Origin of the sequence: Acinetobacter sp. YH16042, from assembly GCF_013417245.1 — a bacterium.
Taxonomy (GTDB): Bacteria; Pseudomonadota; Gammaproteobacteria; order Pseudomonadales; family Moraxellaceae; genus Acinetobacter; species Acinetobacter amyesii.
Window position 1 is genome coordinate 54,724 of the sequence record NZ_VPEJ01000015.1, and the last position, 16,062, is coordinate 70,785.

Annotated in this window: 14 protein-coding genes; 10 read left to right on the top strand and 4 right to left on the bottom strand. The window is 36.3% G+C overall.

Annotated features, from left to right (window positions below):
• The first annotated feature begins 69 nt into the window (after positions 1 to 69).
• The 10 genes from FTV37_RS11480 (at position 70) to FTV37_RS11525 (ending at position 10,169) form a co-directional block, all read left to right on the top strand.
• Positions 70 to 438: a hypothetical protein gene (locus tag FTV37_RS11480; RefSeq protein WP_180063895.1), complete on the top strand. Its 369-nt coding sequence runs from the start codon at positions 70 to 72 to the stop codon at positions 436 to 438.
• Between the two features lie 97 nt (positions 439 to 535).
• Positions 536 to 883 carry a hypothetical protein gene (locus FTV37_RS11485; protein WP_180063896.1) on the top strand — a complete coding sequence of 116 codons (348 nt, stop codon included), beginning with the start codon at positions 536 to 538 and terminating at the stop codon, positions 881 to 883.
• 79 nt (positions 884 to 962) lie between these two features.
• Complete coding sequence (locus tag FTV37_RS11490; protein WP_180063897.1) at positions 963 to 2,009, top strand: DUF932 domain-containing protein; 1,047 nt, start codon at positions 963 to 965, stop codon at positions 2,007 to 2,009.
• A 152-nt stretch (positions 2,010 to 2,161) separates the two neighbouring features.
• Complete coding sequence (locus FTV37_RS11495; RefSeq protein ID WP_180063898.1) at positions 2,162 to 3,205, top strand: YqaJ viral recombinase family protein; 1,044 nt, start codon at positions 2,162 to 2,164, stop codon at positions 3,203 to 3,205.
• A 112-nt stretch (positions 3,206 to 3,317) separates the two neighbouring features.
• Complete coding sequence (locus FTV37_RS11500) at positions 3,318 to 4,211, top strand: hydrolase or metal-binding protein (protein ID WP_180063899.1); 894 nt, start codon at positions 3,318 to 3,320, stop codon at positions 4,209 to 4,211.
• A gap of 92 nt (positions 4,212 to 4,303) precedes the next feature.
• Positions 4,304 to 4,534: an AlpA family transcriptional regulator gene (locus FTV37_RS11505; protein WP_180063900.1), complete on the top strand. Its 231-nt coding sequence runs from the start codon at positions 4,304 to 4,306 to the stop codon at positions 4,532 to 4,534.
• Between the two features lie 14 nt (positions 4,535 to 4,548).
• Positions 4,549 to 4,827: a hypothetical protein gene (locus FTV37_RS11510; protein ID WP_180063901.1), complete on the top strand. Its 279-nt coding sequence runs from the start codon at positions 4,549 to 4,551 to the stop codon at positions 4,825 to 4,827.
• Positions 4,828 to 4,930: 103 nt separating this feature from the next.
• Positions 4,931 to 5,830, top strand: a complete 900-nt coding sequence (locus FTV37_RS11515) for a DUF4007 family protein (protein ID WP_180063902.1) — start codon at positions 4,931 to 4,933, stop codon at positions 5,828 to 5,830.
• Positions 5,827 to 9,300: a hypothetical protein gene (locus FTV37_RS11520; protein ID WP_180063903.1), complete on the top strand. Its 3,474-nt coding sequence runs from the start codon at positions 5,827 to 5,829 to the stop codon at positions 9,298 to 9,300. The genes FTV37_RS11515 and FTV37_RS11520 overlap by 4 nt, the downstream gene beginning before the upstream one ends.
• Complete coding sequence (locus FTV37_RS11525) at positions 9,297 to 10,169, top strand: phosphoadenosine phosphosulfate reductase family protein (protein ID WP_180063904.1); 873 nt, start codon at positions 9,297 to 9,299, stop codon at positions 10,167 to 10,169. The genes FTV37_RS11520 and FTV37_RS11525 overlap by 4 nt, the downstream gene beginning before the upstream one ends.
• A 13-nt stretch (positions 10,170 to 10,182) precedes the next feature.
• Here FTV37_RS11525 and FTV37_RS11530 read toward each other — a convergent pair whose 3' ends face one another.
• Genes FTV37_RS11530 through FTV37_RS11545 form a run of 4 tightly spaced genes read right to left on the bottom strand, consistent with a single transcriptional unit; the run spans position 10,183 to position 15,974 of the window.
• Positions 10,183 to 11,070, bottom strand: a complete 888-nt coding sequence (locus FTV37_RS11530; protein WP_180063905.1) for a protein kinase family protein — start codon at positions 11,068 to 11,070, stop codon at positions 10,183 to 10,185.
• Positions 11,070 to 12,422, bottom strand: a complete 1,353-nt coding sequence (locus FTV37_RS11535) for a DUF262 domain-containing protein (protein ID WP_180063906.1) — start codon at positions 12,420 to 12,422, stop codon at positions 11,070 to 11,072. Before FTV37_RS11535 ends, FTV37_RS11530 begins: the two co-directional genes overlap by 1 nt.
• A gap of 12 nt (positions 12,423 to 12,434) precedes the next feature.
• Positions 12,435 to 13,523, bottom strand: a complete 1,089-nt coding sequence (locus FTV37_RS11540) for a cysteine desulfurase family protein (RefSeq protein ID WP_180063907.1) — start codon at positions 13,521 to 13,523, stop codon at positions 12,435 to 12,437.
• Positions 13,524 to 13,580: 57 nt separating this feature from the next.
• On the bottom strand, positions 13,581 to 15,974 hold the full coding sequence (locus tag FTV37_RS11545) for a DUF262 domain-containing protein (RefSeq protein WP_180063908.1): 2,394 nt from the start codon (positions 15,972 to 15,974) through the stop codon (positions 13,581 to 13,583).
• Positions 15,975 to 16,062: the final 88 nt, after the last annotated feature.

Below are 16,062 nucleotides of genomic sequence, written 5' to 3' on the forward strand. Positions count from 1 at the left end.
CTTCTCAATGCCAATTGACTGGGAAAGTATATATCTACATTTGAATACACGATTTAGGAAAAATTTATAATGAATAACTTATTTAAAAATCTGAGCTTTGCTGTATTGGCATTTATATCTGTACTGACTTTACAAGGCTGCAGTTCAAGTCTTGATCCTGATACGTTTTCAGTAGAGTTAAATGAAGCAGGTTTGTACTCGTGGAGTACTCCAGTGATTTCCATTCGTTCTAATACAGCTGAACCGATAGAGGTGACGAATGTCATAGTCAATAACGGACAGTGCAGCTTTATCGGTCATGATCGAAGAATTAACTTTCCATTGCATTTTCAGATGGGGCAACTTGCTAGATTAAGAATCACTAAATGCAGTTTTGCCAATGTGGTACAGGTAGATATTGAAACCACTGAAGGAACTGTAAGTTATAGCTTTAACTAGCCGATCTCATTGGTTAAGACAGCAAAATCAACGAATCAAAAAGCCGAGTCCTTCATGGACTCGGCTTTTTTTATGTCTAAACTTTAAGGAAATAAAGATGAATTTAATTATTTGTCCTGCATGTGGCGGTGACGAAACTGAAATGGTCGGCCCTCAACTTTCTACATCCATTGAATTACAGCAGCCAAGGTCTTTAAAACCGCCTCTTCAAAATCTGATTCAGAACGTTGTGAATTATGCAGCGATGGGCGCATCTAGCGCTCGACTGATTAAGGGGCAGCGTACGATGATTTATGTATTTGGGGCTTTAATCGGTGGGGCAGTTGGCTGTGCAGCCTGCATCTTAAAACACATCCATGAGCAGCAGTCCACACCTTTTATGAAAGAAGAATCTCAGCCGCAAGTACATCACCATTGTTTGGAGTGCGGACACTACTTTAACTAGATTTGATGGAGTTTAGACAGTAGTTGTTTTTAATCCCCCTAATTTGAATAGTCAGCAAAAATTAAAAGGAAATAAGTATATGGCACATTTAATTGAAAAAATGGCTTATGTCGGTGAAACCCCATGGCATGGTCTTGGCAATCAGCTCGCGCAAAATCAGCCGATTGAAGTCTGGGCGAAACAGGCAGGCATGAATTGGCGTATCGAATCATCAAACGTCAGCTACATGGCACAAAATGAACGTGGGCAACGCATCATCATGCCATATGAAGAACAGCGTGTACTTTACCGTTCAGATACCCATGCTCCTCTCTCTGTGGTCAGTCAGCGCTATCAGGAAGTCCAGCCTGCTGAGGTATTAGAGTTCTACCGTGATTTAACTGAACAATCAGGTTTTGAGCTAGAAACAGCTGGGGTACTCAAAGGCGGAAAAAAATTCTGGGCTTTGGCTAAAACCGGGCAGACAGCAGCACTCAAAGGTAAAGATGTCAGTAATGGCTATATCTTATTGGCTACGGGCTGTGATGGAACATTAGCGACAACTGCACAGTTCACTTCAATCCGTGTGGTGTGCAATAACACCTTAGCGATTGCTCTCAAAGGACAGAACAGCAGTGCAGGTGTGGTCAAAGTCCCGCACAGCACTCGCTTTGATGTCCAAAAGATTAAACAGCAGTTGGGAATTTCTGTCCGAGCATGGGATGAACATATGTATGAAATGAAACAGCTCAGCCAGCGTAAAGTCACTCAAAGTGAGGCAGCAGCTTATTTTGATGCTGTGTTTAACAATACCAGCTTGAGTCCAATGGAACAGGATGAAGGCATTATTCAGTTCTACCGCAATGTCGCTACCCAAGCTAATTCAGCCCCTAAAGCTGAAAACAAGACTGAGCCGAATGGCCGTGCCATGTCTAAAGTCATGACTATGTTTAATGGGCATGGACGTGGGGCAGAACTGAGTTCAGCTAAAGATACCGCTTATGGCTTACTTTGCAGTATCACCGAGTTTGCCGATCATGAACGCCGGGCTATGAGTCAAGATCACCGACTCGATTCAGCATGGTTTGGCGCAGGTGCTGGGTTGAAGCAACGTGGACTCGAACAAGCGCTGCGTATGCTTGCTTAAGCTCAATAATTCTCTTTTTTATAAATTAGCCTAAGTATTACAGCACAAGGCCAAATATTTTTCACCACTTATGAATCAAAGACCTACCTATTAAAGCTGTGTCTTCGGGCACGGCTTTTTTATACCCAAAATTTAAATTAGAGGAATTCATAATGAATCATTTATCAAATCTACCTGCAACATCTGTACAGCCTAAAGTATTCAGTCCCCCTAAACTTTTCAATGCGAAACGTTTTGTGGAGACTAAGAAACTCAGTCAGGCTGAATGGCTGGAAGTGCGCAGGCAGGGCATAGGCAGTAGTGACTGTGCTGCAGCCTGTGGGCTCAACCCTTATATGTCGATGCTGGAACTGTGGATGATCAAGACTGGACGAATCAAGCAATCGATTGAAGATGAAAGCGAAGGCCATGCTCCGCTGTATTGGGGCAAGCGTTTAGAGCCCTTGGTGGCTGAGTATTACAGCATGCATACCAACTATAAAGTCCGCCGCGTCAATGCTGTACTGCAGCATCCTGACCCAGACAAGTCCTTTATGTTAGCCAACTTAGATTATTCTGTAGTGGGTGACGCAGATGTACAGATTCTAGAATGTAAAACCGCAGGGGAATATGGCGCTAAGCTTTGGCGGGATGGTGTGCCTCTATATGTACTGTGTCAGGTCCAGCATCAATTGGCTGTGACCGGAAAGAAGGCAGCCCATATCTGCGTGCTGATCTGCGGACATGAAACCCGCATATTTAAAGTGACCCGTTCAGAATCGGTGATTCAGCATATCGTGAATGCAGAGCGTTACTTCTGGGAGTGCGTGGAAAAGGATACACCGCCTGATGCAGATGATAGTGAATCGGCCGCTAAAGCTTTGCAATTACTGTATCCAGAGCATGTACCGCTAAGTACGACCGATCTCTCGTTAGACGATCAAGCCAACCAACAGTTTGAGCAGCTGATTCAAGCACGCAATCAAATTGAAAAGCACCAAGAGCAATTCGATCTGCTGAAGCACCAGCTGCAGGCCAAGATGCAGGAGGCTGAGCGCGCAACTTTCAAAGCAGGTTCAGTCACCTGGAAAAAGGCCAAAGACTCGATTAGCTTAGATAGCAAAGCACTACTAAAACAGTACCCTGAATATCTGAACCAATTTCCGCAAAGTAAATCTGGTTCAAGACGCTTCAATATTTACCCAGATGATGAATGAGATGAATTCATTCTTCGAGATACATAAGCAAATCAATTTAAGGCCATAACGATCCCATGCCAAACAGCATGGGATTTTTTATGCCGATTTCATTGTTAAAAAGAGAAATATCATGATTAAAGGTTTAGCAATCACACCGCCTATTTTAGGGCGAATCAGCATTGGCCGAATGGTCGAAAAGAACGGAAAGCGTCTGCCTGAAAAGGATGATCAATTCACCATTACCAGTCAAATCCAAAGTAAAGATAGTGGTTGGATCAAACATCCGTTAGATGAACAGCTGCGGGCTAAAGCATCCAATCAAAAACTCCGCTCAATTCCTGTACGGATGATCTTTAATGATCCTGAGCTGAATCTGCGTGCAGAGTACAGCTTATTTGACCGTCAAACTGGACGACCCGTTTGTGTGGGTAATGGTGAAACTTGCCAGCGATTGACTAATCAAGGTGTAGAGCAGCATCCATGCCCATCCCCTGATTTATGCTCAATGGCTCAAGGCGGGCACTGTAAGCCTTATGGGCGTTTGCATGTGAACTTGGATGAGTCGGATGAGCTTGGGACCTTCATTTTTAGAACCACAGGCTTTAACAGTATAAGGACCTTGGCCGCACGACTAAGCTACTATCATGCAGCATCGAATGGTTTACTTTCATGCTTGCCATTGCAACTTACACTTCGGGGTAAATCCACGACCCAAAGCTATCGCCAGCCTGTGTATTACGTGGATTTAACTTTGCGTGAAGGAGTTGATTTAAAGCAAGCTATACAGACTGCTAAAGAAATTGATCAACAGAGTAAATCTAGTGGTTTTAATCAGGAAGCTTTAGATCATAAGGCGAGACAGGGTTATGCAAATGCAGTTTTTGAAATGGATTCAGGTGATGGGTTAGACGTCGTTGAAGAGCTTTATCCATCTGAAGAAGGCAGCGAAGATGCTCAACAAAAGAAAACCACAAACCTGAATTTACAGAATGAGTTACAGCGTTCTGTTCAAACTTTGAATTGAAAGATTGTTGAGGTTTAAGCAGATTAAATTTTTACGGAGCTGCGTATCATTTGAGCGAATAACCGCTCGCATGAATGATTAGGAGTAAACTCATGAATGCGTTTGTTGGTCAAACTTTTCAAATGAATCAACTCATCAGTATTAAGCAGGTTGTAGAAATTGTAGGTGTTGCACGTTCTACCATCTATGAAATGATGGATGAAAACTCACCGTATTATGATCCGACATTTCCAAAGAAAGTTAAAATTACCCAAAACCGTATCGGCTGGTCAGCTTATGAGATTCATCAATGGATTGAAGATAAGCTGGCGAGTCGAGAGTAATTGGAGCAATCCATATGAGTTTAAATGAAGAAGTTATTAAAATATTTATTGAAGGGTGGTTGGTTAAATATCATGGTTTTTCAATAATTAATGATAGAGTTGGTAAGGATAAAGAAGGATTAAATCTTTTATTTCAATTAGATGGATCTATTTTGGAGTTAAGGGATGTTTATCAAGAGAAGGTGCTAGTTTCAATTGAAATACCTGAAGATTTAGATGCAAAAGACTGCATAGCTTTTGCAATGAAGTTTTACATTCAGGTTGCAAAATTTTGTGAAAAAGAAAAGCACTAGTGCTTTTCTTTTTTGATTTTTAATCGAAAGGTCTGTTTATTGAATAAAATGTTTAATAGTAGTACTCTCACTGGAGAAATTTCTCCAGTGAATATTTGTTGCAATGAAATCTGATATTTTTAATTTACATTTCTCGGGTCATGAAACCTTTGCACTACGCTATGGTTGGCTAAATAAAGCATATAATAATTTCAGTTTAATCGAAAAAGATATTGAAAAACAAGTTGTTGAGCTTGGTGTTGGTAAGAATATGGTTAACAGTATTAAATACTGGGCTGAAGTTTCAGGGTTGGTTCCGCTCAAAGATTCTGAAAATAGTAAACAAAACTATAAAACTGCAATAAATGAAATTTTTGCAAAATATGATACTTACTTAGAGTTAAATGAATCTACTTGGTTACTACACTATTTTATTCAAAAAAACTTTGCTGATCTAACATTTGCTCGTTGGTATTTTAATTATTGTAATAAACAAGTCTTTGAGAAATCTGAATTACTTAGTGATCTTATATTTTGGCTTGAAACAAACGGTTTAAAGCTACCTTCGGAAGCGACTTTGCAAAAAGATTTAGATTGTTTCATTCTTTGTTACTCAAAAAAACTAAGTAAGAAACAGCTTAATGAAGATGCATTTATTTCGCCATTAAATGAGCTGAATCTAATTTATCAGGTGGATTCTCATAAGTTTAAAGCTGATTTACTTGAGCAAAAAAATCTTTCAGTGGATATATTTTTATATTGCTTAACAGATTTTTGGCAAACACATTTCTCGGAAGCTCCTTCACTAAGTGTAGATATGATTTCGACTTATCCTGGAAGCCCTGGTCGTTTATTTCGTTTGAATAATGCATCAGTCGATTATTTCTTAAATCAATGTGCAGTTATTGACGATCGTTTTAACTGGACTGATACATTAGGAATGCGAAGCTTATCTTGCTTGGATATCAAAAATGTAAATTTAAAAGAACTACTGGCTAATATTTATCGTGAGTATCAGAAATGAATCAAAACTATAAATTAAATCATTATTATGAAATTCACGTAAACCATCTACTTTCGACACGACTTGACAGTGACATATCGAAGGAGTTTTTTGAGCGAGTAATTTTTCATGGAACAGCTTACAACTCATTGAAAACAATAGTTGATTCTTTTTATGAAAACACTCAATCCGCTTTTACTTTGACAGGTGGATATGGTACAGGTAAATCTACTTTAGCAGCAATTTTATCAGGGCTTTTACATCAAAATGATGAAATTAGATTGGCTGCTAGAGCTTTAGTACAAGATTCTGATTTACTTAAGCAAATTGATAAAAATTTCAAGTTGTCTAGTGATAAACCTTGGTTGATTATTAAAGCAGTCGGAGGGGTAACTTCACCTGTTGAGCTGTTTTATAAATCCATCCTAAAAGCACTTCAAGATGCAAATCTTATGGATGTGTTTGAAGGTGACTTATTTTTTTTGCCAGATCAGATAGATAGTGATCATCAATTAATTGAATGGATTGATGAAGTATTTAGAGCATTAGATGGGAGAATTTCAGGTGGTTTATTTATCTTAGATGAGATGGGTAAGCTTTTAGACCATATTGCTAGAAATAATGGTGATCTACATTTATTCCAGGATTTATCTGAGAGAATCAATAGACTTTCTACTAAGGAATGTCCTTTTATCTTTTTAGGGATTTTGCATCAGGCATTTGCTGACTATGCAAGAGGGATGAGCCATCATATCGCTTTAGAATGGACTAAAATTCAAGGTCGTTATGTTGATATCTCATATCGAATTTCATTAGATGAATCGGTTGCACTTGTTTCTAAAACAATAAAAGCAAGAGAAACTCAAATTCCAGAAGCTATTACAGCTGTAAATAATGCCTTAGTAACTAAAGTTGTAGGTTCTATTAAGTCTCGATTGACAGAGAATAGTCCAAAACTGAATGTATATCTGCAAGAGGCATTGCCACTACATCCATTAACTACGGTACTTCTTGGTATTATTTCTAAAAGTAGCTTTAGTCAAAACGAACGTAGTATTTTTAGTTTCCTTTTGTCAGTCGAACCTTTTAGTTTTAGGAAGTTTCTAGAGTCAGAAGTTAATCTAAACTCAACTTACACGATTGTTGATTTATGGGATTACTTAAGTCAAAACTTGCAACACCAAATCCTAAGTTCTAAAGAAGGGCATTTATGGGCAATCGTTGAAGAAACTCTAACTTTACTTAGTAAAAATCTCAGTAAAAAAGAGGGTTTAACTTCTGAAAGTGAAGAGTTATATCCTAACGTAATTAAAGCAATTGCAATGCTTAATATGTTTGGTAAATCTTTAGGGATTTATCCGTCAGTAGATTTAATTGCTCATGCATTACCACTTTCATCAAAAAACCTAGAAATACTCCCTGCATGTTTAAAGAATCTAGAAGATTGGGGAGTAATTACTTATTGGAATCGTACAAAGTCTTATGAAGTTGTTGAGACATCTGAACTCAATATTCAGCAATTGTTACAAGAGAAGTTGGAGGCATTAAGTAATCAACAAAATTATTTTGAGTACATCAACTATAAGGGCAACTCAGTTCTTGCAAAACGCCACTATCATGAAAGGGGTGTAATGCGTTGGATGGATCAGCATTTAGTAAATGATCTTCCTGGGTTGGAACGCCTAGTAAATAAATCTGAATTTATTAAATCAAAAGCTTTTGCGCACTTTGTTTTAATAACAGATCAAGCTCTTAATTCAACTAAACTAATTGAATTATCGAAGCAACATTCTCGTCTTGTTATTGCTAAGTTAGATAAGATCAGTGAGTTATTAAGCTGGTCCAAAGAAATTTATGCTCTAAATGAAATTTTTAGAGAATTGCCAAAGCTGATGCTGGATACCGTTGCGAAAAAAGAATATGAACAACGGCTAAACTATGCATATCAGCAGGTCGATGATCTATTTAGCCAGTCCTTTGAATTAGTGGAATGGTACTGTAAGGGGAGCCTGTTAAAGGGTAAGTCTTTATCCATTATTGTCTCTGATTTGGCTGATGAGCTATATCAATCATGTCCGAAAATTCTAAACGAGTTAGTTGTTCGACATGATGTTTCTAGCTCTGCAGCAGCTGGTCGTAAAAAACTATTAGAAAATATGTTGGAAAATTCGAATCAAGAAAATTTAGGTATCGAAAAATTCCCACCAGAAAAAGCAATTTATTTGTCTTGTATTAAACAATTAGGCTTACATCAGTTTAATGCGGAGAAGATGGAATGGATATTTGATTTTCCTGTCTTAGACGAATCTAATAGAGAGCAAAGTGAAAATTTAGAGCGTGTTTCGAAATTATTTCAACGTGGATATAAAGTTTTCACAGATACAAAGTCTTTAGTTCCTTTAACAGAGCTTTATAAGGTATGGTCAGATACACCATTCGGTATTCCTCATGGTGTATTACCAATATTTGCTTTAACCCTTTTGTTGGCTAAAGAAAAGAGCCTTGCTTTTTATGATAAAGATATAACTCAAGAATTTAAGTTTATTAGTGAAATTGATGATGAGTACATCAATAAACTAGTTAAGAGACCTCATGAGATTGCGGTTAAGTATATTAAAGAACCTGCTGAAAAAAATAGGTTTATAAATCTCCTAGCGAATAGCATTAAAGATATTTTTGAAAAAAATATAGAGGCTACACCTTTAGCTGTAGCACGTTTTCTAGTTTCATACACTGTGAAGCAGTCTAGTTGGACTAAGTTTTCTAAGGATAAAGAATATTTTGATGAGAAGGTGCAGTTATTAAGATCATTCCTTGTTAAGGCAGATGATCCGTACAAATTGCTATTTGAAGATTTGTATGATGTGCTTGAGGTTTCCACAAGATCCGATGATCTAGTTCTTGCAGATCTATCAAATTTACTTGGTAGTTTTATGGGGGCAAAGCCAAATCTATTGAGAAATTTTGAAGGTAGATTGCGTAAAGAGCTCGGCAATATTACACCTGAAATTACTCAAGAAGCAGATGCAGTGAGCAAGTTTGCAGCTGATTGGAAAATGAAAAAGTTTGCGGAACATCTATCTAGAAGTTCGACTGAGTCAACTCAATGGTTGTCAAATTTAATTACATTGCTGGGTCAGATACCAGAAAAAGATTGGACGGATGACAGTCTGAAAAAAGCTTTTGAAGCTCTTCCTGGTTATGTGCAGCGTTTTAAACAGTTGAGCTTTTTTGCTAAAAATGCTGAGAAATCAGAACAAATTTCATCTAATAAGCGATCTTTAGCAGTAATTATTAACACGGATCAAGGTCTTGAAGAATATAACCGAGACGTCATTGTGGATTCGAATATTGAGAATGATTTAAAAAAACTGCAAAAAGAGTTACTTAAAAAGGTGAGTGCTTTTGACCTAAGTGATGATGCTAAAGCAATGGTATTATATGAGTTGCTTAAAGATTATTTACATCCGATTGGTGAGGACAAAGCATGACTCTTGAAAAGCCAGTAAAACATGTCCTAGGGCTATCTGGTGGTAAGGATAGTGCTGCTCTTGCTGTCTATATGAGAGACCACTACCCTGAGTTAGATATTGAGTATTTTTTTACAGATACTGGTAAAGAATTACCAGAAGTCATGGATTATCTAAATCAATTAGAATCTTACCTAGGTAAACCAATCTTGCGCTTAGGTTCGGATAAAGATTTCGATTATTGGTTGAAGGAATATAATCATTTTCTTCCCTCTGGCCATCAACGCTGGTGTACTGTTCAGATGAAATTAGTACCATTCGAGAAGTGGGTAAAACCATTTCTTGATGAAGGGTACGAAATTATCAGTTATGTTGGGATTCGTGCAGATGAGCCTTGGCGTGAAGGTTATGTGCCAACTCAAAAATTCTTAACGACCAAAATGCCATTTGCTGAAGATGGTCTAGTCAAAGAGGATATTATTAATATTCTTGAAGGGACTGGATTAGGCCTTCCTAAATATTATGAATGGCGTTCTAGAAGTGGATGTACGTTCTGTTTTTATCAAAGAAAGATTGAATGGGTGCGTTTGATGGAACGACATCCTGATAAATTTGAGGAAGCAAAGTCCTACGAAAAAAAGTTGAATGATGATAAATCTACAAATGGTGAAACTTATTATTGGATGGGTAAAAATACACCGTTAACTACACTTGAAGATCCAGATCGTGTGGCGCAAATTAAAGCTGACCATGAGAAAAAGCTTGAGAGATTTAAGAAGAAGCGTCGTCGTAATGCTTTATATGATGATCAATTGATTGAAATGATTGATTTAGATGCATTGTATGATGATATGGAAGGTGGTGGTGCCTGTGTGACTTGTTATAAATAAAGAAAATGGCTACTTACACAGTAGCCATTTCTGTTTCAAGAATTGCAAATTTAAATGTTTCTACGAAATCATGAGTTGATTTATACCTTCTAGTGCCTTCATGTTGAAGCCCTCTAAAAATTGGTTCAAAGAGTTTGGTGGGCCCAGAAAAGTCTTGTTCGGTAAGTATTCCACTAGGATGTTTTCGATTGATAATAAACCAAAAAATTGCACACATTTGATAAATATCTGAGCATAAGGCAATGTCTTTACGATGCTCATCAATGTCAATGTATCTTGAAAAAGCTTCTGGGGATAACCAATATTTAGGACCAATAGCTTTATTGCCCGATGTAATTTCAGGGCTAGATCCATCAAGCATCGAGCACAAACCGAAATCACTGATGACCCAAGTTGAATTCACCACAAGGATATTTTCTGGTTTCAGGTCCCTATGAACTGCAATCCCATGGATTAGATTTAGTGCTTCGCATAAGCCAAGTATTTGTCCAGAATACTCTGCATAGCTAATACTATTACTACAAATATATTCTTTTAAAGAGCAATCAGCTTTTTCCATCAGAATAAGTAAGGCATCTATTTCTATTTCTTTTGACCGAGTAAGCTTTCTAATTGTGATTCTTTTAAAACCATAAAATTTGATAATATGCTGATGATCTAATTGCCTTAAAAGTTTTAATTCCCCGATTGATCTTTGTGACTCCCTCTTATGAAACTCGGTATGCGTTTCTAACGGAATGAACTTAATTGCATAAGGAGTTCCTGAACCTCGTTCCAAATAACATTCAACTGAACTATTTCCACCCTTACCTAAATGCTCTGAATGCTCAAATGTTGTAGAATTAATTTCATATTGATCTTCAATAAGATAAGCTTGATTGTTGATTTTAATCCTTATCATTATTCGAGACCTTGCAATAAGTCATCAATAAATTCTGACTTTTCCTCAGGGTAGAAACTTGATCTATATTCTAGATAGTCCTCTATACGAAAACATTCTTTATGAATTGTACTTAGATTTGAGGATTGAAATGGACCTTGAATATTCCAAGCAATAGACCACTTTTCATCATCTAAATCAATTTCATCCCCACAATGTACACATGTACTTGCACCTAATGGGCACATTCCACTGTCATGATAAATTGGATCGGCAAAATCATAGAATTCTAAAAATTTTCTTAAAGAGTCGCTTGATCTATATTCTGAAATTATCGCCAAAAATTGAGTTTTTCTCAAAAAAGTACCTGATAGTACAAGTCTTAAAAAATCGAATCTCCATTTTCTTGAGGATGCTGTATTTGCGGAGCTAACGCATCTAATAGCATACTCTTGTAAAATAGTACCCGAACTATCTTCAGAGGGATCAATTTGTTGATTTAAAAATTTAAAATCTTCTTGAAGGGGAGAAATATTTGTATTGTTTAGCGTAAGTCCTTGCTTTACATAAAAATCGATAGCTAATACTAACGAGTAAAAATCGGATTTTTGCTTAAATCTTGATTTTGAAATTAGATTATCAGGAAAAATAAATTCTATTTCTTTAAGAATTTGATTAAATCTACCTTCTAATTCATCTAAATTTTGATCATTATATCTTCTATAAAAATCATCCAAAGTGGCTTTTTTGTCTTGTGGTCCTTCTAAAAGTGCTGCCAACATTTCAGAGATAAATTCAACATCAAGTAATCTACGTCTACTCGAGATAGTAAAAATTTTCCAACTATCTAATATTTCAGAGGCAGCGAGTTTCTCTGATAGCTTATAAAAATTTCCAGGAAATTCTGCTTTTCTTAATTCTTGGCTATTCAGAGGAACAGTATATTTATTTAGCCTCGTATAAATTTCTCTATATTGCTCATCTGTATATCCATAGGCCTCATTACAATCGATTGTATATTGAAGAATATTATCTCTTTCTTCTTCAGGTAATTCTGAAAATCTTTTACCTTCATGAACTCCAATATATGGTTTATCTAAAATATACTTATTATTTACAAATTCTAAGATAGCAGTGATACGTTGTTGCCCATCAATAATTTTTCTGATAGTTCTACCATGTTCGGTAGTATTTTGTATAAAAACCTTTGGTATAGGATATTTTTTTAGGATTGTATCAATCAACATGACTTTAGAGGTTGGATTCCAAACAGCTTTACGTTGAAAATCTGGTTGAATAACAAGTTTTGAATCATCATCCCAGTCTTTAAAGTCACTGATAGTATGATTGGTGGGATTCCATCTTCCAGTCATTTGTTTGATATCCTATTTGAATAAATGTTCTATATTTTTAAAAGTCGTGTTAATTCCAAGGCTTATTCTAATTGATTGATTAGCTGAAATGAAATCTAATCCTATCTCTCTTAGTACATAAGACATTTCAAGATTCATAGATGAGCAAGCTGAACCTTGAGAACATAAAAAATCTGAGTTTGTTACGAAATGTGATGCATCAAAGTTTGGCAAGCGAATATTTAAGATATGTGGGATGTGATGTGCCTCTGGAGAATTAATAATTCCACCAATTTCGTTAATTTTTGCTCGTAGCATATAATTTATTTTATTTACCTCTTCAAAACTATTTTCAATAGTTTGATCTTCTACGGCGGCACCGAATCCTAAAATCAATGGAGTAGCAAGAGTCCCACCTCTTAATCCATATTCTTGGCCAGCTCCATGAATAACAGGTTGGATCCTAGTTTCTCGCAAATCTCTAATGTACAGAGCTCCAATACCTTTAGGACCATAAATTTTATGAGCGGATAAAGAGAGCATATCTATATTTAACTCATCAACATCGATGGGGATTTTTTTATAAGATTGAGCAGCATCTACATGAAATTTGATATCTCTTTCAAAACAAGCTTGACCAATAGCTGCAATAGGTTGGATTGATCCAAGCTCGTTGTTTACATGCATAATACTGACTAGAACTGTATCTTCTCTCATTGCTGAGATTACTTTTTCCACATCAATAATTCCATTTTTTTGCGGAGTAATATATGTGATTTCATATCCATGTTCTTTTTCTAAGAAGTGGCATATGGAGAGAATACATTTATGTTCTATAGATGAGGTGATGATATGCTTTCCCTTCTTTTGATTTGCTAAAACATATCCTTTGATTGCTAAATTATTTGACTCAGATGCTCCACTAGTAAAGATGATTTCACTTTTATACGCACCAATTGATTCAGCAATTATAGCTCGCATATTTTCAATTTTTTCTGCTGAAGATCGACCTAACTTATGTGCAGATGATGGGTTTGAGTATTCTTCTTCAAATGCTCGGAACAATTCATTTTTGACAGAAGGCAGGAGTGGAGTAGATGCTGCAAAATCTAAATAAATCATTTTTGGTCAATAAAAAAGAGATGCTTTTAGCATCTCTTTTTTTTATTATTTATGCAATCATTCTAACCATTTAATTAATTCATCCCAAGCAAGCTCATATAAGCGTTTTGAACGAGTGATAATAAAATCACTTGTCCAAGGTTTAGTCATGTTTCCTAGGGTAACCAAGTTAGGCATATATTTTTGAGCGGCTAGTAGATCCTTGGTCAAGTCACCAAATCTAATGTTATTAATGCTTGCTGCTTCATTTAATACTTTTGCTGCCTCATTAGGATCTTGTGCACCGACAACTTTATAGAAAATACGCTTTTCTGCCCAAACTCTATTTCCTAATGATGAATTTAAATCATGTGAAATTAATACAAGATTACCTAAAGTATCTTTGAGTTCACCATTTTCATAAATTCCTACATCCCATGTGCCATTGTTTGATTGTGGTGCGATATGTTCTAAAGATAGATTTCGGTCATCAATATAACTTTCAATATCTAAGCATGGGTTAGAAGAGGTTCTACCTTTAACTAGTAAGCCTTCATATGCTGAATCTATGACTGCATCATGATGAGCCGCAAGTAATAGGAGTTTTGCAACTTTTTTAGCACTGCTATAAATAGGTAAGTGACTTGAAATTGATACAAAATTATCTTTATCAATTAACTTTCCTTTTCTGTTGGCATCTAGCAGTCTTGACTTGAGTTCTGCTTTGAAAAGATCAATGTTAATAATCTGATCATTCATATAAATCTTTGCGAGCTTAGGTAGCCCTGAAGGCATGTCATCCTTACTTAAAAACTCACGGTATTCGTTATCGATACCACCAGTACCACGACGTGATGCACGCCAGAGCGTACTAAAAGATACCATTGCTTTAAGCGCATCTTCAAAATCTTTGAATCGAGCGCTCTTCTCTTCATCATTCTGAGCATCCAAAATTTGGCTATAAAATAATGTAAGAATAGGGATTACGATTGTGTGATTAATGTCTTTAAAGAACTTGAGACCAAGTTTACTTGTAGATGAAAGTTGCATAGATCCAAAGACTTTAGAAAGATCACTATAAGAGTCCGACTCCCAAATATATTTCTTAAAATTGGCACAATGGCTTAGCATTTTGATAAATGTCAGTTGATTAGCTGTCTCTTCGAAAGCTGTTTTTAGCTCACTACGTTGCTCAGCTAGTCGTCCTGAAATACGTAAGCCAGAGTAGGAGCTAAAGAAATGGATTAGTAATTCTTTTGTGGCTTTTTGAAGTTCTGGTCCAACAGAAAAAACGCAAAGGTATTCAGCAACCTGATCCATTAAAGATTTTTCTTGAGAAGTTTCATAATTTGCTAAACCGACAGCATTAACCACACGAGGTTTAAACGTTTCAAATGCTGTTAGTGGCTCACCTGTAGTATTAAGTGATTCAAAAATAGTGAAGGCATAATCTTCATTTTTACCTTTTACTACGGTTAGTACTACACGATGTAAGACGTAGCGTGCATAAAACACTAGAATACATAATTTATCGAATAATTCTTTTTCATTTGAAGGCAAATTAAGAATATTAGGAACAGGTGCTAAGTGATTTAATAACCCTTCTTGCAACAAGTCAGAAGCATATATATCGCTGATGTCCGGGATTTCTTCAATTTCATCGAGAGTTGTACTGCGATTACTGATTAAGCTTTTGAAAATTTTCATGAGTTGAGTGAAGCGATCCACAATAGCTTCTTCACCTTCCATACTGTTATTACGTTTTACAGGTTTATATTCAGCGACTTCGTAATCAGCTTTATCAATCTCAGTTATATAGTTAAATATGAGATTGGCAATTGGTGAGTCATATTTACGTGTTGCTGTACCTTTAGACCATTGATCATCAATCGAACGAATCATTCGCGGATATAATGGTGATTTACCGAAAGAATATTTTTCATAAAAAGTTTCAGACAAAGCGGACAGTGCTTCACGAGTCTGTCCATCAAGCCATTCTATTGCTGTAACATGACTTTCTAATTCGCTTAAAGTTGCATCTGAATCAGCTGCACTACTTAATTTTTCATATTCAGCAGAAATGCTTTTGGTTTTTTTCAAAAATTGTTTATGGGCAAGATTTAGAGAGTTGTGCAAGGCAATGCAAACTAGCAGTAGAGTGGTCATACGTTGTTGACCATCAATTACAGTTAAAACTTTGCTAGGTACATCGGCCCTAACAATTGGTTGTACTGTTGAGTTGTTTATGTCATGAATCGTGATAACTGTTCCAAGAAATGTAAAGCTATCATCAGACTTGACCAACATTTTAAAACCATGGCTAATGTCTTCTATTAGTCTACTGACTTTGTCTTTGTCCCAACTATAAGGTCTTTGATATGAAGGAATATATAATCCAAGTCCTCTATCTGCGAGTAACTCCATAGGTGATTTAGATATTGCCTCAAAAATTGTTTTAGGATCTACAGCCATTATTCCCTCTGAAAATAGGTTCTTTTTAGAATTCATCAATCATACAAAGAATATGTTCCTGTTCCAAAAGAAATTTTTATAATTATCA